The following is a 21,434-nucleotide window of genomic DNA, read 5'->3' on the forward strand; positions in this document are numbered from 1 at the left end:
TAATAAGTAACCCGTACCGTAAACCGACACAGGTGGTCGAGAAGAATATTCTAAGGCGCTCGAGTGAATCACGGCTAAGGAACTCGGCAAATTAACCCTGTAACTTCGGGATAAAGGGAGCCACGAGCAATCGTGGCCGCAGAGAAATGGCCCAGGCGACTGTTTAACAAAAACACATGGCTTTGCTAAATCGAAAGATGACGTATAAGGCCTGACACCTGCCCGGTGCTGGAAGGTTAAGGGGGGATGTTAGCCGCAAGGCGAAGCATTGAACTGAAGCCCCAGTAAACGGCGGCCGTAACTATAACGGTCCTAAGGTAGCGAAATTCCTTGTCGGGTAAGTTCCGACCTGCACGAATGGTGTAACGATCTGGGCACTGTCTCAGCCGTGAGCTCGGTGAAATTGTAGTAACGGTGAAGATGCCGTTTACCCGCAACGGGACGGAAAGACCCCATGAACCTTTACTATAGCTTAGCATTGAGTTTTGGTACTGGATGTGTAGGATAGGTGGGAGGCTGTGAGCCGGTGTCGCTAGGCATCGGGGAGCCAACGTTGAAATACCACCCTTCTTGTACTGGAATTCTAATCCCCAAAGGGGAGACATTGCTTGGTGGGTAGTTTGACTGGGGTGGTCGCCTCCAAAAGAGTAACGGAGGCTTTCAAAGGTTCCCTCAGCACGCTTGGTAACCGTGCGTAGAGTGCAATAGCAAAAGGGAGCTTGACTGTGAGACCGACAAGTCGATCAGGTACGAAAGTAGGATATAGTGATCCGGTGGTTTAGTATGGAACAGCCATCGCTCAAAGGATAAAAGGTACTCTGGGGATAACAGGCTGATCTCCCCCAAGAGCTCACATCGACGGGGAGGTTTGGCACCTCGATGTCGGCTCGTCACATCCTGGGGCTGGAGAAGGTCCCAAGGGTTCGGCTGTTCGCCGATTAAAGTGGCACGCGAGCTGGGTTCAGAACGTCGTGAGACAGTTCGGTCCCTATCTGTTGTGGGCGTAGGAATATTGACAGGTTCTGACTTTAGTACGAGAGGACCGAGTTGGACTGACCGCTGGTATATCAGTTGTTCTGCCAAGGGCATAGCTGAGTAGCCACGTCGGGACCAGATAAGCGCTGAAAGCATCTAAGTGCGAAACTGACCTGAAGATGAGTATTCCATGAAGGGTCCGTGTAGACGACACGGTCGATAGGCTACAGATGTAAAGGCAGTAATGTCAAAGTCGAGTAGTACTAATTACCCGAAAGCTTACATTTTATTAATTTACACACTGCTGTTTATTTTATCTCACAATATGGAAAAAGGCTAAGACCTTGTAAAAAGTATGGAGCCGATAGGACGGGTGTTCACCTCTTCCCATCTCGAACAGAGAAGTTAAGCCCCGCACCGCTGATGATACTGGGATCAAACCCGGGAAAGTAAGTAAGCTCCAAGTTATTTAAGAAAGACCGCCTCGAAAGAGAGCGGTTTTTTTGTGCCCAAAAAGTCGCTAGTCGCTAGTCGTCAGTCCGGAGGGAATGAGTCCGAAGGAGATTAGTCCGAAGGGAGATAGTCCGGAGGAAACATAAAGCGCTCACCTCTTACTTCTTACCTCTTACCTCTCCTCCGGACTCATTCCCTCCGGACTATACACTGACTACTTATTACTGACCACTAACCACTGTCTACTACTTCCCACTCTTTTCCCTATATTTGCGACATGACAATTCTCTATATCCTCATCGCCAGTATCGCCGGAGCCGGAGCTACCTACCTCCTACTCCAAGGTAAAATAACGCTATTAACGAGCCAATTGGCGCAATTAAGCAGCATACAAACCAAAGCAGACACACTTGAACAAGAGAATAAATCGATGTTTGGGAAATTATCCCAACTCGAAGGCCAAAATGAGACACTCAAAATAGCAGTGGAAAATCAAAAGGCCGACGAAGACAAATTGAGGAAAATGCTTACCGATATAAGTAATGAGTCCGTGCTCCGACAAGGACGTATGTTGAGCGACCAACAGCAAGTTAAGCTAAACGATGTTTTAAATCCGCTCAAAGAAAAACTTGTGGCATTTGAAACACGCGTAAACGAAGGACAAAAAAATTCAACACATCAAAATACAGTGCTTTTAGAGCAAATCAAGAATTTGACAAGCCTAAATCAAACCGTTACCCAAAAGACTGAAGACCTCACAAATGCCTTAAAAGGATCGAACAAATCTCAAGGAAACTGGGGTGAAATGATTTTAGAACGCGTTTTGGAGAGTTCAGGCTTAAAAAAAGGAATGGAATACGAAACCCAATTCGTGACCAAAAACCAGATCAACGAGACCATCAAACCAGATGCAGTTATCTTTCTGCCGGACAATAAGAACCTAATCATCGACTCAAAAGTGTCTCTAATTGCCTACGAACGCTACACTAGTGCCGAAGAAGGTACCATTGAAAAAGACCAAGCACTCAAAGAACACATCGAGTCACTAAAGACACATATCAAGTTATTATCAGCCAAAGATTATCATACTGGTCTCGATCTAAATAGCCCAGATTTTACTATTCTATTTATCCCCATTGAATCAGGTTTTGTGGCAACTATTAGCCAAGATACCACCTTATTTAATTTCGCATGGGAACGTAAAATCGTCTTAGTCTCCCCTTCTACCCTATTGGCAACCTTGCGTACCATCGCTTCCGTTTGGAAAACAGAATACCAAACCAGAAATGCCATTGAAATTGCCCGACAAGCCGGTGATCTTTACGATAAATTCGTATCCTTTACTCAAGACATGGAAGATGTTGGCAAGCACATTAAACGTGCTGAAGACGCCCATACTGGAGCGCTTAACAAATTGAGCACAGGAAAAGGAAACCTTATTAACCGCGCTGAAAAACTACACAAACTGGGTATTAAATCGACCAAAAAACTAAATCAAGGACTTATTCAGGACGAAGAACCGGAGATCGAGGAGGAATAAATTCAGATTAGAGGTTAAAGAGAAATGAGTAGCGAAAAACAATCTATACTCTCTGCTCTATTTAGCATCCTCCTTTGTTAGGTACGCGCTTATAAATCACTTTACTATTTCTTTCAAGATAGTCGCCTGAAACGATAGCATAGGCATATTTAGGAGCTTTCGAAACACCGCGGCTTTTGATAACAATTTTATCTCTCACCTTCAGACTTTTCAATTGCTCCATTTCGGCTTTGGAAACTGGGCCCATGGAAAGGATATATTCCTCTCCTTCAATTCTAACCATTACTCCAAAACCCAATCTAGAACCTTCTGGAAGAGTAAGTGAGGTTACAACACCCTCCAAATTGGAATTGCTACGAATAAACTTATTGATTTTTACTGCTCCGGCATGCACTTTCTTGCCTTCTGGTGAAGCCTCCCAATTTTTAAATTGAATGCCATCCGAGCTAGCTTCCCACTGCTTTAATGCAGCCTTACTTTCAGCAGCAGTTAATGGCCTATTAGGAGTTTTAGCAACCGATTCATTTTTAGAATCACAATTTGTGAATAATAAGCCGCTTGCGAGTGCAATCGGTAAAATCAAAGCATTGCGATATGTCATCATGATCTTTAAAATTGTTGGACGACTGTCCATTAATTACTGTCTACTGGGTATTGCCTTACGCTTTCTTCAAAAACTCCGTTCTTAAAACCATCACAGACTTCTCCACCTTGCCCTCAATTTCATCTGCATCATCTGTCAGTCGAATATTTTTTACCATCGTACCGCGTTTGATCACACCAGATGATCCGCGTACCTTCAAATCCTTTATCACCGTGACAGCATCTCCTTCCTTAAGTACTGCACCATTGCTATCGCGAACGATTAACTCTTCACTATCTTCCATCAAACACTTGCTTAAATTAAAATTCAGAATTACTTTTTCCAACTCGTTTTATTGTTTCTAAACCCTAATAATCGTTGGGCTAAATCCGGTCGCTTTAAATACGTCAACCGATTACGAATCCAATCCTTATACTCTGCCTTATACCAGAAAAAATATTTATTCTGATTCTGCTTTTCCTCTCTCGTCTTGGCTGTTTTAATCGGCTGTAAGGTATATGGATGAACACCCGAATAATAGATCACCTCAGCCACTGTCATAGGAGTAGGTGTGAAATCCTGAACTTGTTCCAACTGGAATCCTAAATCCTTCGTTTCAGCCGCTAAGTTCGCCATATCCTCTTCCTCACATCCCGGATGCGATGAAATGAAATAAGGAATCAAAGGTTGCTTCAAACCAAATTTGGCAGAAATCTCATCATACTTCTTCTTAAACGCATGAAAATACTTAAACGAAGGTTTACGCATCACACGTAATGTAGCATCAGATGTATGTTCTGGGGCAACTTTCAAACGACCCGATACATGACGCGTAATCAATTGCTCCATGTATTCATCGTGGTTACCATCTTGATTATTTTTATTGAAGTCATCCACCAACAAATCATAACGTACACCCGAGCCAACAAACGCTTTTTTAATTCCTGGATGGGCATCAACTTTGCGGTAAATCTCAGTCAACGGCGTATGGTTTGTATCTAAATTATTACAAATCACGGGGTGAATGCATGATGGACTCACGCATTTGGCACAAATCGACTCATCCTTCCCCTTCATACGATACATGTTCGCTGATGGTCCACCTAAATCCGAAATGTAACCCTTAAATTCTGGATGCTTCGTAATTTCATCCACCTCTTTCATAATCGACTTCTCACTCCGGGAAGCAATAAATTTCCCTTGATGCGCTGAAATCGTACAGAAACTACAACCTCCGAAACAGCCTCGGTGCATATTCACCGAAAATTTAATCATCTCATAAGCCGGAATTGGCCCACGTTTCTTATATTTTGGATGTGGTAAACGCGTATAAGGCAAATCAAATGACTTATCCATCTCCACTTCTTCCATCGTCTTAAACGGTGGATTAATGACTAATAGGTCCGCTCCTACTGCTTGAGTAATCCGATTCGCCTGCCATTTATTGGACTCAACTTCTACTATCTTGAAGTTGGACGCATACTTAATCTTATCCTCCAAACATACTTCATGACTTGCCAACTCAACCGTTTCCCAGTCACCTACTGCCGGCAAAGCATCTGATTGCTTTTGAATAAATGCCACCTGATTAATATCGGTTAATTCCGACAATTGCTTACCAGATTTTACACCACGGATGATTTCGCGCAAGGGTTGTTCTCCCATGCCATATACCAACATATCCGCTTTGGAATCCACTAAAATCGATGGAAATAATTTATCAGCCCAATAATCATAATGTGTTACCCGACGCAATGAAGCTTCGATACCACCAATTAAAACAGGAACATCTGGGTAAATCTCCTTTAAAATATTAGAATAAACCGTCGTCGCATAATCAGGACGAAAGCCCGCTTCACCGCCCGGCGTATAGGAATCATTTGAACGCAACCGCTTATTTGCCGTATAATGATTCACCATGGAATCCATACAACCTGCGGTTACACCAAAAAAGTATTTGGGTTTACCTAATTTCCTAAAATCACGCAAATCATCTTGCCAATTCGGCTGAGCCACAATCCCCACTTTCAACCCTTCACTCTCCATGATACGACCAATCACCGCCGTACCAAACGCGGGATGATCAACATAGGCATCCCCTGAAATCAGGATAACATCGAGTTCATCCCAGCCACGTTTTTCAACTTCCTTTTTTGTCAACGGAAGCCAGTCGGTAATAGGTCTTTCTTGCATGCGGCAAAATTAAGCTAAAATCAACTTGAAACCTACTTTAACAGCTTGGCTTTGAAATAATCTGCAGTCGCTTGAAACACCTTCAACGCATTTGAAAACTTCATCCAATGATGCGTATCATCTACAATAACCATGGTCTCCATCGGCACCTTTTTCTTCTGCAATCGATTAATCAAATCAATGCTTTGGCTAAATGGCACATTGCGATCATCATCCGCATGGATAAATAACACAGGCGACTTCCAAGTATCCACTGATGATATTGGTGAAGAACGAAAGGATAAACTAGTAGCCCAATCAGCATCGGGTGCTTTATGTGGACCAGACAATGATTCCAAAGGAATCTCGCGCTGATGCGCCCAGTCATGAACCCCATGAATATCAACACCAGCGGCAAATAATTTTGAATCCCGAGCCAAACCTAAAGCAGTTAAATATCCTCCATAAGACCCTCCGTAAATCCCAATCTTTTTGCTGTCCACAAAGGATTGTTGGGCCAGCCACTCCCCTGCTGCTTTAATATCTAAATATTCAGATGCACCCCATTGACCTGCAGATTTCGGATTGTGGAAATCATAACCATACCCGATCCCTAATCGATAATTAACAGATAAAACAACAAATCCCAAATTCGCTAAATATTGATTTAAGGCATATGCATTCGCGTAGTAATCGGAATAATGCCAACCCAACAACATTTGACGAGGAGGTCCACCATGGACAAAAATAATCGCTGGCTTTTTCTGCGTTCCATTGGACGAATCGAATACTTGACCATGAATGGTTAATCCATCCAATGATTTAAAAATAACTTGCTTCGGTTGAACCAATAATTTCTCTGGAAATTCAGCTGGAATCAAATTAGATGTTAAGGATCGCGTGGCACCTGATGAGGCCAACATAACTTGTGGAGCCATTTGGGCTCCAGCTCCGATGTAGACGTAACCGCCAACCACAGAAATAGGGGACCATTCAATACCTACTCCGGGAGTCATAACCTTCATGTCAGCTTTATCCACAGATACCTGACAAATATGCCGACGGTCCTTATCGGTGATGTCGGCCCCAGTATTGGCATCAAATAACACCATATTTCCATCTGCACTTGTGCGCACATGTTCAACCATAAAATCACCTGGACTTAGCAATAATATGGGGCCACCCGATGGTGCGATTGAATAAGCATGAGGCCAGCCGTCGTGGTAGGAAGTAAATATTAAACGGTCCATCCGTGGCCAGAATAAATTGGTACCTCCCTGTGTGGTAGGTAAAGAACCACGATACGTATTAGGTGCTTCCCAAACACGAGACGACTTCTCTCCCTCCGACAAACTGACTTTCCGAATAGACCATGGAATACGCTTCCGTTGTGTCAATGAGTCAGTAGATCCACCAGAAGCAGGGGTGCGAATAAATACGATTTGAGTACCATCAGGTGACCAACGTGGACTAAAATCTTTCGCAAAAGCAGGGTCAAGCCAATTGACTTGTGACTTCCCTAATTCAAAATAACCGATGAAGGAATGATCGTAACGGTTCGCAACAAAAGCCAATTTATTACCCTTGGGGGACCAAGCCAACGAGTGCACAGAACCGCGTGTTTTAAATAAGCGTACGGGAGCCTCTAAAAAGTCCTCGTTTTCATTCGTATCTAATTTGCAGACCCACGGTTGGCCTTCTTTGATATAAGATACCACCTTGTTGTCAGGTGAAATTACCGGAAAGTCCCCCTCAGAAATAACACGTATGGGTCCTCCTACAAAAGCAATTTGCATGACACGTACCGTTTGAGGCTCGGCATTTCCAGCAGGATTAACCGCTTTTTCATCATCAAAATTAGCTCCATGATCTCCTCCTCGAACAAATAATACCCACTTGCCATCATCTGAAATGGAAATTGAAGTTATTTCTTGTCCATCGTCTTCTTTGAAATTGGTCAATTTGCGCGCGACAAAACTCGGTGCTTCTGCCACATAAACATTACGAATACCCTTTTCATCAATCGACCAAGCAATTTTATCACCTTGTTTTGACCGAACTAACTCCGTGGGAAAAGCATATGATTTAATAGCCTCAAATGTAAAATTTTGACCCATTACACCCACTTGGATACAAGTGAATAGAATGAAGAAAAACAGGAAACGTAAATTCATTTTGATATATTTTAGAATAGGAAATATAGAGAAATACCGAGACAATGGAAAAGAAATACCCCGCAAGAAGTCTAATTAAAATAAAATCAAACTAATTTTGGGTCGCATGGATGTATCAATTGTATTTGTTAACTATCAAACAGAGGCTCTCTTACAAGATTGCTTGCGTAGCATTTACGATCATACGGAAAATCTAAATTTTGAATGCATTGTTATTGACAATCATTTTATTCCTACTGCCAATCAACAAATTTTGAGTGAATTCCCTAAAACTAAGTGGATTGATGCTGGGCGGAATACAGGTTTTTCAATTGCTAATAACATTGGGTTACATGCCGCTTCAGGTGAATTTATCCTTTTTCTAAATGCTGATACCCTTGTGTTTGACAACAGTATAGGAAATGCTTGGAAACATTTGAAGGCGGACCAAACGCTTGTAGCTATTGGTGGAAATCAGTTAGATACTAACAAAAATCCGTTACCCTATTATCGAACTTTAAATGATGTTCGAAGAGATTTTTACATCGTTCCCAATAAACCAGTTTTCCATCAATTGATCAATGCATTATTACCGAATCAAAAATTTTCTCGTCCTGAGGAAACAAACAATTTGGTGGGAGCTTTTCTCATGGCTTCCAAGGAAAATCTGCTAAAACTAAATGGCTGGGATGAGGATTTCTTCATGTACGCTGAAGATGCTGAACTTAGTTTCCGATTAAGCAAGTTGGGGAAATTAGCTTATTTCGAAGATGTCAACTTTATTCATTTGATCAAGGAAAACGAATTTCGTCGCACGGAGTACTCTTGGGTCAATCGATTTTCAGTCCAAATTCAAGTATCAAATTTACTTTGGATAAGAAAAAGCTATGGGGCAATTGCCTTTCTTCTAATTTATCTTAACTATTCAATTGTTGCCCCTATTTTCTGGATTTGGAAAGTTGGCCTTAATCTAACAACCGGAAAATCATGGAAGTATGACACAAAAAACCAACGTATTTTTGGTCGTAAAGTAGCTGTGTTATATCGTTACTTTTTCCCTATCCTCTTTCGCTTAAATGGCCCTTACCAAATAAAACCAGAGGAGAATATTGATCAAGTCATCAAATCATAAAAATCCTCATTTTTTTTAGTATTTTCGTTGAAAGGAACCTAATTAGCCGTGAAAACGAATTTACAAATAACCGAAACCCTTGCAGCCTTTGCCAGTGAAGCCGAATCTAATTGGCTAATTGAGCAAAAAACCTTATCAGGTAAAGCATTGGTATTAGCTTTTGTAAAAGTTCCCCGATTTATTTCTAAAAAAATCATTGAAAGGGGTGAGTTTTCAGGTTGGACATTAGACCAAGTCGTTCGCTTGGACATATTGATGCAATTAGACGAAGCTCAGATAGATATGTTATTTGAAACAGCTGAAATGCAAGAAGCTGTCGCTTTAACCCGTTCCTTACCCTACTTAAATAACCCTTCATCATTTTTGTTGCGCGCCACGGATGCTGTACGATCTAACATGGGACCGGTATTCGATGCAATCGCTTTTGGAAATACGTATCCAAAAGACTATTTCAGTGAAGCTGCTTGGAACCAATTAGTCCTAAAATGTATTTTCAATGATAAAGCGATACATCAAATCATCGGATTGGATGAGCGCGTAAATCAAGATTTAGCGAATACACTTTCCGATTTTGCACATGAACGGTGGTCTGCCAACCGAAGAGTTCCTTCACAAGTATGGAGGCTTGTTCCTCGATTTATGAACGAAACCTTACGGACTGATATTGAAAAATTAGCTGAATCAGAAAATGCAAGAGACGTCCTTGCGGCATCTTTAGTGAAACAAGAAGTCCAAATTCCAGGCAGTACGCAGGGGCTTTGGCATGAATTAGAGAAACCAGAACCGATTTATACCGCCTAATATGTGTCAAGATCATAAACCCGTTGGTAATCCATCCCATTTTGAGGGAACTGAACAAGAGAAATCCACTGCGCATGCAGTTGATGGAACTTTCGCTCAATATACCCAAGGCATGAAATTCTTTGATCCGCATGTGCACATGACATCACGGACAACGGATGACTACCAGGCATTGGCGGACGCTGGAGTTGTTGCATTGATTGAGCCCGCTTTTTGGTTGGGTCAGCCACGCACCGGTTTGGCGTCATTCAAAGACTATTTCGCCAGCTTAGTGGGTTGGGAGCGCTTTCGTTCTTCTCAGTTTGGCATTAAACATTATTGTACCATCGGGTTAAATTCACGCGAGGCAAATCATGAAGCTTTGGCAGAACAAGTAATGGAAATTTTGCCTTTGTTCTTGCAAAAAGAAGGCGTTGTGGGCGTGGGGGAAATTGGCTTCGATGACCAAACAGCCGCTGAAGAAAAATATTACCGGGCGCAATTAGAACTTGCGAAGGAAATGAATTTGCCCGTTCAGGTTCACACACCCCACCGTGATAAGAAAAAAGGAACGGAACGTAGTATGGCCATTGCTTTAGAGCATGGTATTGCACCGAATATGGTCATCATCGACCATAACAATGAAGAAACAGTGAAATCCGTTTTAGATCAAGGATTTTACGCGGCATTTACGATTTATCCTTTTACCAAAATGGGCAATGAGCGCATGGTGGAAATTGTCAAGCAATACGGACCGGAACGCATTATGGTGAATTCTGCTGCCGACTGGGGAATTTCGGATCCTTTGGCCATTCCAAAAACGGCTGCCTTAATGAAAATCAAAGAGGTTCCTGATGAACATATTCGGTTGGTCACGTATCAAAATGCCTTTGATGCTTTTGCTCAAAGTGGCCAGATTCAAGAAGCTGATTTCATCCATGGACTGGACATAGATCAAACACAAAAATTCAACGGCAATACTATTTTACGTGGAGGACAAGCACCACGCATCAACAAAGATTCCTTAATCATTCGCTAATGCGCATTAAAATTAGAGCCTTTCTTGAACTCATGCGTCCTGCTAATGTCATCACGGCATTAACGGATGTATTGGCGGGTATGGCTATCGTGGGATTTACCTTTGGGACCTTAGATTACCAATTCTGGCCAGTCGTGTTCTTAGGAATTTCCACCATGTGTTTATATGCAGGTGGAGTCGTATTTAATGATGTTTTTGACCACGAATTGGATAATTTAGAACGTCCAGAGCGAGCCTTACCAAGCGGCCGAATCCAAAGAGCTGAAGCGGTATTCGGTGGAATTGTGTTATTATCATTGGGGATATTCTTAGCTTTTTGGCAGAGCCGACTAAGCGGAATCGTTGCCGTGCTTGTTACCCTGCATGCATTATTTTACGATTTCAAGGGCAAGCACATGCGTATTTTTGGCCCAATCAATATGGGATTATGTCGGGCATTCAATTTAATGTTAGGCATGAGTGTTTATGAATTAGGCGTATTGGAACATTTTTATTTGATCCTAATTCCGTTGATTTACATCGCTGCCATTACCTTAGTGAGTCGCGGAGAGGTACACGGCAGCCAGTCGGCACCTTTATGGTTCGCTGCCATTTTATTCGTCATCGTTCATGTAAGCCAATTGGCCGTAGGCTATCAAGCCGGTAAAATGATTTATATGTTACCTTTCGTTCTGGTCCATGTGTATTTAATCTTTGCCAAATTAATCCCGGCCATTAAAAAACCAAGCGGTCCTAATATAGGCCAAACGGTAAAGACTGGGGTTTTGACACTAATCTTAATGAATGCTGCTTGGGTGAGTTTAAGTGAACAATATTACATGGCTTTTGTTACCTTAGCATTATTGCCAATTTCCATGTGGGTGGGCAAAAAATTCGCCGTTTCATAATTTATATTCATGCAAGTATTACAACAGCAATTTCAAGTTCCTTTTCATTATCAAGTGATTTTCACAAAACACTTGTTTGATGTGAGCAATAAAACCTTGTGTGATTTTATTTCGAATTTCGGTCAAAGTAATTTCCGCAAACGCATCTTATTTGTCATTGACAAAGGAGTAGCGGACGCACATCCTTCACTTACAAGCGCAATTGTTTCATATTTTGAATCAAATTCTGTAGCCGATTTAGCACCTGAAATCTTGGTCTTACCTGGTGGCGAAGTATGCAAAAATGATCCAAGATTTTACGAAGAAATAGTTCGAGCTATTGACGAACATCGCATCGATCGACATTCATTTGTTGCGACGATAGGCGGTGGTGCATTCTTAGACATGTCGGGCTACGCCGCAGCCATCTCCCACCGCGGAGTCAAGTTGATTCGTATACCCACTACCGTCCTCTCCCAGAATGATTCAGGGGTAGGCGTTAAAAATGGTGTCAATTACTTAGGAAAGAAGAATTTCTTGGGAACCTTCGCTCCTGCTGTAGCCGTATTTAATGATGTAGCATTTTTAACGACCTTGGAAGATCGTGATTGGCGTTCTGGAATAGCGGAAGCGATAAAGGTTGCTTTGATCAAAGATTTAACTTTTTTCGAATGGCTAGAGGCTAATGTCTCAGCCATGAATGCCCGCAATGAAGAAGTCATGGTGGAACAGATTTATCGCTGTGCCGACTTACATATGAAGCATATTTCGGGCGGAGATCCATTTGAATTGGGTTCTGCTCGTCCATTAGATTTTGGGCACTGGGCAGCACATAAACTGGAATACCTATCAGATTTCAACATACGACATGGCGAGGCAGTTGCTATCGGAATTGCCTTAGATTGCGTGTATTCACATTTAATTGGAGCGATAAGCCTTGCTGATTGTGAACGAATTTTAGCCGTCATTAAAGTCTTGGGCTTTGATTTATATCATCCAGCTTTGGCAGAAAACGAATGCCAAAACCTACACAAAGGCTTACAAGAATTCCAAGAACATTTGGGCGGTCACTTGACCATCACCTTGTTGAAAGCCCTAGGAAAAGGGGAAGAAATGCACGAAATGGACTTCAAAACGATCCAAGCATCCGTTGCTTTACTTGCCACCTACGCATAACATGAAAACAGCCAACGGACACCTCAGTTATTGTAGCAATATCCACCCTGGAGAGATTTGGGAAGAACATTTTGCCAATTTACAGGCGACCGTACCGAAGGTAAAAACTGCCGTTTGCCCTGACCAAGCGATGGGACTGGGTTTGCGCATTGCCAATCAGGCGAGTATAGATTTAATCGAAGATCCCAACAAGCTGGCAGCTTTAAAGAACTGGCTAGCAGAAGAAGATATATACATTTTTACGTTGAATGGATTCCCCTATGGAGGATTCCACAATACGATAGTTAAAGATCAAGTGCATGCGCCCGACTGGACAACTCAGGATCGCGTGAATTATACCCGACGGTTAATCGATTTACTCATAAAATTATTGCCAGCAGATCAGCATGAAGGAGGGATTTCCACTTCTCCCCTTTCTTATAAATATTGGTGGGATCAACGTGGTGCGGCAATCGGTCAAGCTACGATGGAATTACTGAAACTTGTTCCTTATTTGGCACAAACTGAACAAAAGACGGGTAAATGGATTCACATTGACATCGAACCTGAACCGGATGGTTTATTAGAAAATCATCGCGAATTCGTTGATTGGTACACAGATACATTGATTCCTTTTGCGATTACTGCAGGGATTCCAGAGGATTGGGTGCGCCGACATATTCATATCTGTTTCGATGTGTGCCATTATGGAGTTTCATACGATAAACCTGCTGACTGTTTACAAGAATTAGTGGACAAAAACATTTCTATCGGCAAGATTCAAATCAGTTCCGCCTTGCGCGTAGATTTGAGAAAAGATGCCTCAGCACGAATTGAAGCATTAAAACAATACGAAGAGCCGACTTATTTACACCAGGTCAAAGCCTTGAAAAAAGATGGAAGCTTTGTGCAGTTCAAAGATTTAGCCGAAGCACTGGCTCAATTCAAAGAAGGAATTTATGACGAATGGCGCGTGCATTTCCATGTGCCTTTGTTCCTAGATTCGTATGGTTTATTGAATTCCACCCAAGCAGAAATAGGCGAAACATTGGCCTACCACCAGCAGCACTATGTCACACGCATGATGGAAATTGAAACCTATACTTGGGGCGTATTGCCAGCAGAATATCAAGAATCGATTGAAACCTCAATCGCAAGAGAGGTCACATATATTCAAGACTTATTATGCAAAAAACCGTAGTCATTGATATCGTTGGCCTAAGTGAAAGCATATTAGGTCGATATACGCCCTTTTTGGACGCATATATTTCGGGTAAAAAGAAATCGAAAATCAAGCCTCCATTCCCGGCGGTAACAACCACATCTCAAAGTGTATATTTGACTGGAAAGTATCCGAGTTCTCATGGTATCGTAGGTAACGGTTGGTATGATAAAGTCGATTCCGAAGTTAAGTTCTGGAAGCAATCCAATAAGTTGGTGGACGATGAAAAGATCTGGGATGCCGGACATAAAAAAGCCCCAAATTTCACCTGTGCGAACTTATTTTGGTGGTACAACATGTATTCATCGGCGGATTATTCTGTAACACCTCGGCCTCAATATCACTCAGATGGTGTGAAAATGCCTGATTGTTACAGCCATCCGGCTGATTTGCGAGATGAATTACAAGAAGCTTTTGGGACATTTCCTTTGTTTAATTTCTGGGGACCTAATGCGAATATCAAATCGACGAATTGGATAGCGGACGCGTCCATTTATGTAGATAAGAAATTTGATGCGACATTGACATTCATCTATTTGCCTCATTTAGATTATTGCTTACAGAAATTTGGGGTAGATTTTGAAAAAATCAAAGGCGATTTGCAGGAAATCGACCAAGTTGTTGAACGATTGATTTCGCATTTCGAAAGCAAAGGGGCGAAAGTAATTATCCTTTCCGAATATGGAATTAATGATGTGTCAAAACCTGTTCATTTGAACCGTATTTTGCGGAAAGGTGGGTATATCGCTTTGCGGGAGGAACAAGGATTGGAATTATTGGATCCCGGTGCATCACGTGCTTTTGCTGTTTCTGATCATCAAATTGCACATGTATATTGTCCCGATGCATCCGTTTTAAATGAGGTCAAGCAGTTATTTATGCAAACGCAAGGTGTCAAAAAAGTGCTCTCAGGAGATGAATTAGCTGCATTTAACATCAACCACCCACGAGCGGGCGATTTAGTTTTGATTGCAGATTCTGATGCTTGGTTCACCTATTATTACTGGTTGGACGACAACAAGGCCCCCGATTTTGCCCGTTGCGTGGACATCTTCAAGAAACCGGGGTACGATCCAGTTGAGATGTTTATGGACCCTAAAAATCCGTTGATTAAGTTGCGGGCTGCCTATAAATTGGCCCGTAAATTAGCCGGATTCCGCTATCGAATGGATGTCATTCCATTGGACGCGACTTTAGTTAAAGGTTCGCATGGAAGTCCGTTTTGTGATGAAGCTTACTACCCTTTGTATATTGCTGATAATCAGCCAACTGATAACATGGAGCCTACGGAAGTTTATTCATTGATTTGGAACACGGTATTTGAATAAATTAATTAACTTGAAAAACTAAACTATAAAAAATGAAAAAGATCTTAACAACAATCGCCATGGTCGTTGCCCTTTTGGGAGCTGGCGAAGCTGCACACGCGCAAATGCCAAGTCCACAGGAAATGGCTATGAATCAATTGAACCGCATGAGTTCAGAGTTGAAATTGACGAAAGAACAAGAGAATAAAATCGAACCTCTAATTGTTACCCGGATAGAAAAAATGATGGAATTCCGTCAAGCAGGAATGGATCGTGAGGAGATGATGGGCGAAATGAAGAAGATTAATGAGGGCCAACTGGAAACATTGAAGGCTATTTTGACACCTGAGCAATTAGAAAAATACAAGACTATGCAAACGCAAATGCGTGCGGGCGGTCCTCCACGTAACTAATTCGAATGAAATATTTACTGATATTTTTATTATTCATTGGGCTTTCTCCAGTCATGGGGCAAGCCCAATTTGAAAAAGCTCTCCAGACACAATTAATTCTTGCCTCAGATGGTGATGTGATTGAAGTGGAGGAAGGTAATTTTCAAATTTCAGGTAGTCTATCCTTAGAGGGAAAGAAGAAAATCACCATTCGTGGAAAAGGAATGGACAAAACCGTTTTAAGCTTTAAAAATCAAAAAACGGGTGCGGAAGGGATTAAAATCACCAACTGTGAAAATATTATTTTGGAAGATTTGACCGTTCAGGATTCCAAAGGTGATTTAATCAAATCGATGCACGTAAAGGATATTATATTCCGACGCATCAAAGCGGAATGGACTGGAGGCCCAAAACCGCAAAATGGTTCCTATGCCTTATACCCAGTACTTTGCACAAATATTTTAATCGATAGTTGTATCGCAATCGGTGCATCTGATGCGGGCATTTATGTGGGCCAATCCAAACATATCGAGGTGAAAAACTGTACCGCTTACCAGAATGTGGCAGGTATTGAAATTGAAAACTCCCTTTATGCGGATGTCCATCACAATCATGCCTATGGAAATACAGGCGGCATTTTGGTATTTGACTTACCTGATCTAATTCAGAAAAAGGGTGGATTCGTCAAGGTGCATGATAACCTCATCGAAGACAATAACCTGTCTAATTTTGCGCCCAAAGGCAATATTGTTGGCAAAGTTCCCCGCGGAACTGGGATGTTAATTCTTGCGACGAGCCACGTAGACATTTTCGACAATAAAATCTTAAATCATCGCACCGTTGGTGTCGGTATCATCTCTTATTTCATGGCAGAAATAGCCATTAAAGATAAAGAATATGACCCCTACCCGACCGCCATTTCGGTATACAAAAACACCTTTGAGCGTAGGCTTGGACGTGTTCCATTAGAGGGTCGCTTTGCGCAGATCTACCGATTCAAACTACGTTTTGGTCGTGATGTACCACAAATCGTTTATGATGGCGTATTGGATTCAACGCGCTTTGGAAGTGATGGGCAATATTTACCTCAGCATCGGATTTGCGTGCATCAAAATATAAACCAATCTGTAGCCAATATGGATGCGGAACATGATTTCAAGAACGTGCGTCGCAATCCCAAAGAGCTTGATTGTGTACAAGAATATGTCAAATCGAATCAATTTTAGCGATGCGATACTTAGGATTTATCTTGTTATTGGGCTTATTTTCTTATCAACCGGGGCCGAAATTTCCGAGTAAATTATCGGATTATGGCTTGTTTGAAGGAGAATTAAAATATCAATTACCCCATTCCGGTGTGACACCCTATGCATTGATATCTCCTTTATTTTCAGATTACGCACATAAATTACGATTTATACAATTGCCATCGGGTAAATCTGTGGCTTACAATCCCGATTCGGTATTCCAATTTCCTGTTGGGACCCGTATCGCTAAGACCTTTTATTATCCCATGGATGAGCGCAAGCCTAATGGCAGTCGGCGCCTCATGGAAACACGTATACTCAGCCACGAACCAACGGGATGGGTGGCCTTACCCTATATTTGGAATGAGGAGCAAACGGAGGCATATTTAGAGGTGGCTGGAGGAACAAGCTTGGTGGAGTTTAAGAACCAACAAGGCAAAAAGCAGCAAGTAAATTATGTTGTACCTAATGTTAATCAATGTAAAGGATGTCACGAGCGCGATGGCGCAATGACTCCGATAGGTCCTTCAGCGCGGCAGATGAATGCATCGATACAGTATGCGCATGGAAATGAAAATCAATTGGACTATTGGGGACGGACGAACCAAATGAGTGACGTCCCTACATCGCGTCCTAAATTCGTATCTTATATAGACGAAGGTGCATCATTAAATGAACGTGTAAAAGCTTATTTAGATATCAATTGTGCGCATTGCCATAACCCGAAAGGACCCGCAAAAAGTTCTGGCTTGTTTTTAGATCACCGCTATTATGGCACCACTGCATATGGGATAATGAAATCACCTGTAGCGGCGGGCAGAGGATCGGGTGGATTGCAATACGATATTGTTGCAGGAAAACCTGCCGAAAGTATCCTTCATTACCGAATGAATTCGCATGATCCGGGCGTCATGATGCCGGAACTCGGTCGGTCTATTATACATCAAGAAGGCGTTGCACTTATCCGTGAGTGGATTAAATCATTAAACTAATAATCTTTCGATTAGTCATTTATTGAATAGGAAACGGGATTTTATCGTGGGAAATTTGATTTATCAAACCTAGCCCGGATAATGAAAAAGAATACTAAAATTGAGAATCAGCTCCTAGAAATGATTCAGCCTCGAATACAGCAGATTGAGAACAAATTTTCAAATGGAGAAGCATTGTCAGATCAAGATGTCAATACATTTTTATTGAAATCAGCATTCAATCACATCAATCATTTCGAAATGCGATTGGATGAGTTGGCCGCGGATGTGGCCCAGCTACGATTAGACTTTTCTGAACTTGAGGTAAAATTCCATCATCTTGAAAGTAGATTCTATGCCCTTGAAGGCAAATTTCATGCACTTGAAGGTAAGTTTCAAACGCTCGAAGCGAGATTCGAAACCTTAGAGGCGAGTTTCATTTCTTTTGAGTCAAGAATGGAGGCCACCAGTGAAAAGACAATGAAATCAAACATAAAATGGACACTCGGCTTGATGACCTTCTGCCTCACGCTATTTAAAATCATTGATTTAGTCGTCCAAAACTAAAAAGGGCTGATTTCTCAGCCCTTTCAATCTATTTTCCTAAAACAATATTGACAATCCGTTTCGGAACCACAATCACCTTAGAGGGTGCTTTGCCATCCAAATGTTTCTTTACTTGCTCATTAGCCAAAACCGCCGCCTCCACTTCTGCAGGACTTGCTGTGGCTGAAAAGGCTAAGGTCAACTTCACCTTACCATTGAATGAAATGGGATAATTGAATTCGTTTTCCACCAAGAACTCCGGATTGAATACAGGGAATTTGGCATGGGAAATACTTCCAGCCTCTGCTCCTAAAGCCACCCATAATTCCTCAGCCACATGTGGGGCATACGGGGAAAGCAATAAGACTAGTTCACGAAGAACCGATTTCTTATGACATTTCAATTGGCCTAAATCATTCACACAAATCATCAAAGTAGAAACGACCGTATTAAATGAATAACGCTCCAAATCATCTTGCACCTTACGAATTGCCGTATGCAATACTTTTAATTCTTCGGGCGTTGCAGGTGAATCCACCAAAACTGATTTTTGAGCCTGCTCATCAAAGAACAAACGCCACACCTTGCGCAAGAAATTATGCGATCCTGAAATCGAATTCGTATTCCAAGGCTTGAATTGCTCCAACGGCCCCAAAAACATCTCATATACACGTAAGGTATCCGCACCATATTTGGCAATTAAATCATCCGGATTAACAACGTTAAACTTCGATTTGGACATTTTCTCGACTTCCCAACCGCAGATATATTTGCCATCCTCCAAGATGAATTGTGCATCTGCAGGTACATCGTTACGAGAACGCTTAAATTCTTCTACGTTTAAGATGTCATTCTCCACAATATTCACATCCACATGCAGCGCAGCTACATCATATTGATCTTTCAAACCATGAGAAACAAAAGTCACCTTATCTGAATTTTTCAAACGATAAACGAAATTTGACCGACCTTGAATCATTCCTTGGTTGATCAGTTTCTTCGCAAATTCCTCTTCCGCTACATAACCTAAGTCCTTCAAGAACTTATTCCAAAAACGAGAATACAACAAGTGCCCAGTCGCATGCTCTGAACCACCAATATATAAATCGACGGATTTCCAGTAATTGACAGCCTCTTTAGAGGCAAATTCAGAACCATTCTGAGCATCCATGTAACGATACCAGTACCAAGAGGATCCTGCCCAACCTGGCATTGTCGACCACTCGTAATCATACTGACCTTGGTATTTCCATGAATCCGCAGCACGCCCTAAAGGTGGCTCGCCTGTTTCTGTAGGTAAGTACTTGTCAATTTTAGGCAATTCCAAAGGCAACTCAGATTCCTGAATCAAATAAGGTAATAGTTGGCCTGAAGCATTCGGCTTGAAATAAACCGGTACCGGCTCTCCCCAATACCGTTGGCGTGAAAATACCGCATTTCGCATCCGATACTGCACTTTTCCCTTTCCAATTCCTCGTTCCTCCAACCAGTGAATTAATGTATCCGTAGCCTCTTTATACCCCATGCCATTAATGATACCCGAGTTAATGTATTTTCCCTCTTTGGTATTATCGGCTTGCTTATCAATATCTTTTTGTCCGTCCAAAATAGTTGGAATTGGCAAGTCAAAATGTTTGGCAAAATTCCAGTCACGTTGATCACCTGACGGCACACCCATTACCGCACCCGTTCCATAACCAGCTAATACATAATCAGCCAAGAACAATGGCACACGCTCATTATTTAATGGGTTAATCACATACGACCCCGTGAATACACCGGAAACTGTTTTAACCTCCGAAACGCGATCTAATTCAGAACGTGACTTTGTCCAGGTAATGTAAGCATCCACATCGGCTTGTTGGCCTGGCTTCGTTAACTCCGCCACCCACTCGTGCTCAGGTGCCAAAACCATGAACGAAACCCCGTAAATGGTATCCACACGTGTTGTGAAAACTTTAATTTTCTTATCTGAAATACCTTCAATGGCAAATTCAACATCGGTACCAATCGACTTTCCTATCCAGTTACGTTGTTGTTCCTTTAAAGAATCCGACCAATCTACCTCTTCTAAACCACGCAATAAACGATCCGCATAAGCTGTGATGCGCATCGACCATTGACGCATTTTTTTCTGCTCAACAGGATATCCTCCACGCTCAGAAAGGCCATCTTTAACTTCATCATTCGCAAGAACCGTACCTAATTGTGGACACCAGTTGACAACCGAATCATCCAAATAAGCCAAGCGAAAATTCAATAAATAGGCATACTGTTCCTCCTCACCCATCGCATTCCAAACCTCCGCTGAAATACGCTCAATATCATCTTCACAAACTGCTTTCAGGCCAACAGAACCTTTAACAGTCAAAATATCCTTCAAGGATTCAATCGACTCCGCTTTATCCGACTCTTGATTATACCAAGAATTGAATAATTGCATAAATATCCATTGTGTCCATTTATAGTAAGAAGCATCAGATGTACGCACCTCTCGTGACCAATCGAATGAAAAACCCATGTTTTTCAATTGCTCAATATAACGCGTAATGTTTTGTTCAGTCGTTATCGCGGGATGTTGGCCAGTTTGAATCGCATATTGCTCCGCAGGCAAACCAAAGGAATCAAATCCCATTGGGTGCAACACTTCATACCCTTGCAAACGCTTATAACGCGCCATGATATCTGATGCAATGTACCCGAGTGGATGGCCAACATGCAATCCAGCACCCGAAGGATACGGAAACATGTCTAGCACATAATACTTAGGTTTATTGGGATTAACTTGTGCTTTGAATGTTTGGTTTTGCTCCCAAAATCCTTGCCAAGCTTTTTCGATCTCACGAAATTGATACTCTGAACGCATATAACTATTTGTTTTTCAAAAGGGCATGCAATTTA

General features: G+C 41.9%; 17 protein-coding genes, 1 rRNA gene and 1 other annotated feature (1 of these 19 running past the window's edge). Of the genes, 13 read left to right on the forward strand and 5 right to left on the reverse strand.

Annotation, left to right across the window (positions count from 1 at the left end):
• Positions 1–1,262 (forward strand) — a sequence feature (mutual gap in cmsearch alignment for this rRNA model is longer than 100); it begins 1,669 nt to the left of the window's first position.
• Between the two features lie 67 nt (positions 1,263–1,329).
• A 5S ribosomal RNA gene (rrf, locus tag U0R10_RS10180) occupies positions 1,330–1,441 on the forward strand.
• 264 nt (positions 1,442–1,705) lie between these two features.
• On the forward strand, positions 1,706–2,968 hold the full coding sequence (locus U0R10_RS10185; protein WP_377983867.1) for a DNA recombination protein RmuC: 1,263 nt from the start codon (positions 1,706–1,708) through the stop codon (positions 2,966–2,968).
• 61 nt (positions 2,969–3,029) lie between these two features.
• Here the strand turns inward: U0R10_RS10185 and U0R10_RS10190 are convergent, their stop codons facing one another.
• The 4 genes from U0R10_RS10190 to U0R10_RS10205 are packed head-to-tail and all read right to left on the reverse strand — an operon-like array spanning position 3,030 to position 7,897.
• A complete protein-coding gene (locus tag U0R10_RS10190; protein ID WP_377983868.1) occupies positions 3,030–3,572 on the reverse strand; it encodes a hypothetical protein in 543 nt (180 codons plus the stop codon).
• A gap of 55 nt (positions 3,573–3,627) precedes the next feature.
• Positions 3,628–3,855: a zinc ribbon domain-containing protein YjdM gene (locus tag U0R10_RS10195; RefSeq protein WP_377983869.1), complete on the reverse strand. Its 228-nt coding sequence runs from the start codon at positions 3,853–3,855 to the stop codon at positions 3,628–3,630.
• Between the two features lie 29 nt (positions 3,856–3,884).
• Positions 3,885–5,744 (reverse strand): YgiQ family radical SAM protein, encoded by a 1,860-nt coding sequence (locus U0R10_RS10200; RefSeq protein WP_377983870.1) that lies wholly within the window; start codon positions 5,742–5,744, stop codon positions 3,885–3,887.
• 32 nt (positions 5,745–5,776) lie between these two features.
• Positions 5,777–7,897 (reverse strand): S9 family peptidase, encoded by a 2,121-nt coding sequence (locus U0R10_RS10205; protein ID WP_377983871.1) that lies wholly within the window; start codon positions 7,895–7,897, stop codon positions 5,777–5,779.
• A 106-nt stretch (positions 7,898–8,003) separates the two neighbouring features.
• Here U0R10_RS10205 and U0R10_RS10210 point away from each other — a divergent pair, with 106 nt between their 5' ends.
• The 11 genes from U0R10_RS10210 to U0R10_RS10260 all read left to right on the forward strand — a co-directional run bounded on the left by U0R10_RS10210 (position 8,004) and on the right by U0R10_RS10260 (position 18,554).
• Positions 8,004–9,008, forward strand: a complete 1,005-nt coding sequence (locus U0R10_RS10210) for a glycosyltransferase family 2 protein (protein ID WP_377983872.1) — start codon at positions 8,004–8,006, stop codon at positions 9,006–9,008.
• A gap of 48 nt (positions 9,009–9,056) precedes the next feature.
• The gene (locus tag U0R10_RS10215; RefSeq protein ID WP_377983873.1) at positions 9,057–9,809 is read left to right on the forward strand and encodes an EboA domain-containing protein; all 753 of its coding nucleotides are present in this window, start codon (positions 9,057–9,059) and stop codon (positions 9,807–9,809) included.
• Between the two features lie 112 nt (positions 9,810–9,921).
• Complete coding sequence (locus tag U0R10_RS10220) at positions 9,922–10,827, forward strand: TatD family hydrolase (protein WP_377984087.1); 906 nt, start codon at positions 9,922–9,924, stop codon at positions 10,825–10,827.
• Positions 10,827–11,714 (forward strand): UbiA-like protein EboC, encoded by an 888-nt coding sequence (eboC, locus tag U0R10_RS10225; protein ID WP_377983874.1) that lies wholly within the window; start codon positions 10,827–10,829, stop codon positions 11,712–11,714. Before U0R10_RS10220 ends, eboC begins: the two co-directional genes overlap by 1 nt.
• 9 nt (positions 11,715–11,723) lie before the next feature.
• Entirely contained in the window at positions 11,724–12,869 is a 1,146-nt protein-coding gene (locus U0R10_RS10230; RefSeq protein ID WP_377983875.1) for a 3-dehydroquinate synthase, read from the forward strand.
• Between the two features lies 1 nt (position 12,870).
• A complete protein-coding gene (gene eboE / locus U0R10_RS10235) occupies positions 12,871–14,049 on the forward strand; it encodes a metabolite traffic protein EboE (RefSeq protein WP_377983876.1) in 1,179 nt (392 codons plus the stop codon).
• Complete coding sequence (locus tag U0R10_RS10240) at positions 14,034–15,398, forward strand: alkaline phosphatase family protein (RefSeq protein ID WP_377983877.1); 1,365 nt, start codon at positions 14,034–14,036, stop codon at positions 15,396–15,398. Before eboE ends, U0R10_RS10240 begins: the two co-directional genes overlap by 16 nt.
• 32 nt (positions 15,399–15,430) lie before the next feature.
• Positions 15,431–15,790, forward strand: a complete 360-nt coding sequence (locus U0R10_RS10245) for a hypothetical protein (protein ID WP_377983878.1) — start codon at positions 15,431–15,433, stop codon at positions 15,788–15,790.
• A gap of 5 nt (positions 15,791–15,795) precedes the next feature.
• A complete protein-coding gene (locus U0R10_RS10250; RefSeq protein ID WP_377983879.1) occupies positions 15,796–16,995 on the forward strand; it encodes a parallel beta-helix domain-containing protein in 1,200 nt (399 codons plus the stop codon).
• Positions 16,996–16,997: 2 nt separating this feature from the next.
• Positions 16,998–18,008, forward strand: coding sequence for an SO2930 family diheme c-type cytochrome (locus U0R10_RS10255; RefSeq protein ID WP_377983880.1), 1,011 nt, complete (start codon positions 16,998–17,000; stop codon positions 18,006–18,008).
• Positions 18,009–18,089: 81 nt separating this feature from the next.
• A complete protein-coding gene (locus U0R10_RS10260) occupies positions 18,090–18,554 on the forward strand; it encodes a hypothetical protein (RefSeq protein ID WP_377983881.1) in 465 nt (154 codons plus the stop codon).
• 28 nt (positions 18,555–18,582) lie between these two features.
• Here the strand turns inward: U0R10_RS10260 and leuS are convergent, their stop codons facing one another.
• Positions 18,583–21,399, reverse strand: coding sequence for a leucine--tRNA ligase (leuS, locus tag U0R10_RS10265; RefSeq protein ID WP_377983882.1), 2,817 nt, complete (start codon positions 21,397–21,399; stop codon positions 18,583–18,585).
• Positions 21,400–21,434: the final 35 nt, after the last annotated feature.

The organism is Aquirufa avitistagni, from assembly GCF_042715545.1.
GTDB classification, from domain to species: domain Bacteria; phylum Bacteroidota; class Bacteroidia; order Cytophagales; family Spirosomataceae; genus Aquirufa; species Aquirufa avitistagni.

Coding starts and splice junctions, on each gene's coding strand:
- U0R10_RS10230 (WP_377983875.1), top strand. CDS start 11,724: ATGCAAGTATTACAACAGCAATTTCAAGTTCCTTTTCATTATCAAGTG.
- U0R10_RS10245 (WP_377983878.1), top strand. CDS start 15,431: ATGAAAAAGATCTTAACAACAATCGCCATGGTCGTTGCCCTTTTGGGA.
- U0R10_RS10205 (WP_377983871.1), bottom strand. CDS start 7,897: ATGAATTTACGTTTCCTGTTTTTCTTCATTCTATTCACTTGTATCCAA.
- U0R10_RS10195 (WP_377983869.1), bottom strand. CDS start 3,855: ATGGAAGATAGTGAAGAGTTAATCGTTCGCGATAGCAATGGTGCAGTA.
- U0R10_RS10255 (WP_377983880.1), top strand. CDS start 16,998: ATGCGATACTTAGGATTTATCTTGTTATTGGGCTTATTTTCTTATCAA.
- U0R10_RS10250 (WP_377983879.1), top strand. CDS start 15,796: ATGAAATATTTACTGATATTTTTATTATTCATTGGGCTTTCTCCAGTC.
- U0R10_RS10260 (WP_377983881.1), top strand. CDS start 18,090: ATGAAAAAGAATACTAAAATTGAGAATCAGCTCCTAGAAATGATTCAG.
- eboE (WP_377983876.1), top strand. CDS start 12,871: ATGAAAACAGCCAACGGACACCTCAGTTATTGTAGCAATATCCACCCT.
- U0R10_RS10220 (WP_377984087.1), top strand. CDS start 9,922: ATGAAATTCTTTGATCCGCATGTGCACATGACATCACGGACAACGGAT.
- eboC (WP_377983874.1), top strand. CDS start 10,827: ATGCGCATTAAAATTAGAGCCTTTCTTGAACTCATGCGTCCTGCTAAT.
- U0R10_RS10200 (WP_377983870.1), bottom strand. CDS start 5,744: ATGCAAGAAAGACCTATTACCGACTGGCTTCCGTTGACAAAAAAGGAA.
- U0R10_RS10190 (WP_377983868.1), bottom strand. CDS start 3,572: ATGATGACATATCGCAATGCTTTGATTTTACCGATTGCACTCGCAAGC.
- leuS (WP_377983882.1), bottom strand. CDS start 21,399: ATGCGTTCAGAGTATCAATTTCGTGAGATCGAAAAAGCTTGGCAAGGA.
- U0R10_RS10240 (WP_377983877.1), top strand. CDS start 14,034: ATGCAAAAAACCGTAGTCATTGATATCGTTGGCCTAAGTGAAAGCATA.
- U0R10_RS10210 (WP_377983872.1), top strand. CDS start 8,004: ATGGATGTATCAATTGTATTTGTTAACTATCAAACAGAGGCTCTCTTA.
- U0R10_RS10185 (WP_377983867.1), top strand. CDS start 1,706: ATGACAATTCTCTATATCCTCATCGCCAGTATCGCCGGAGCCGGAGCT.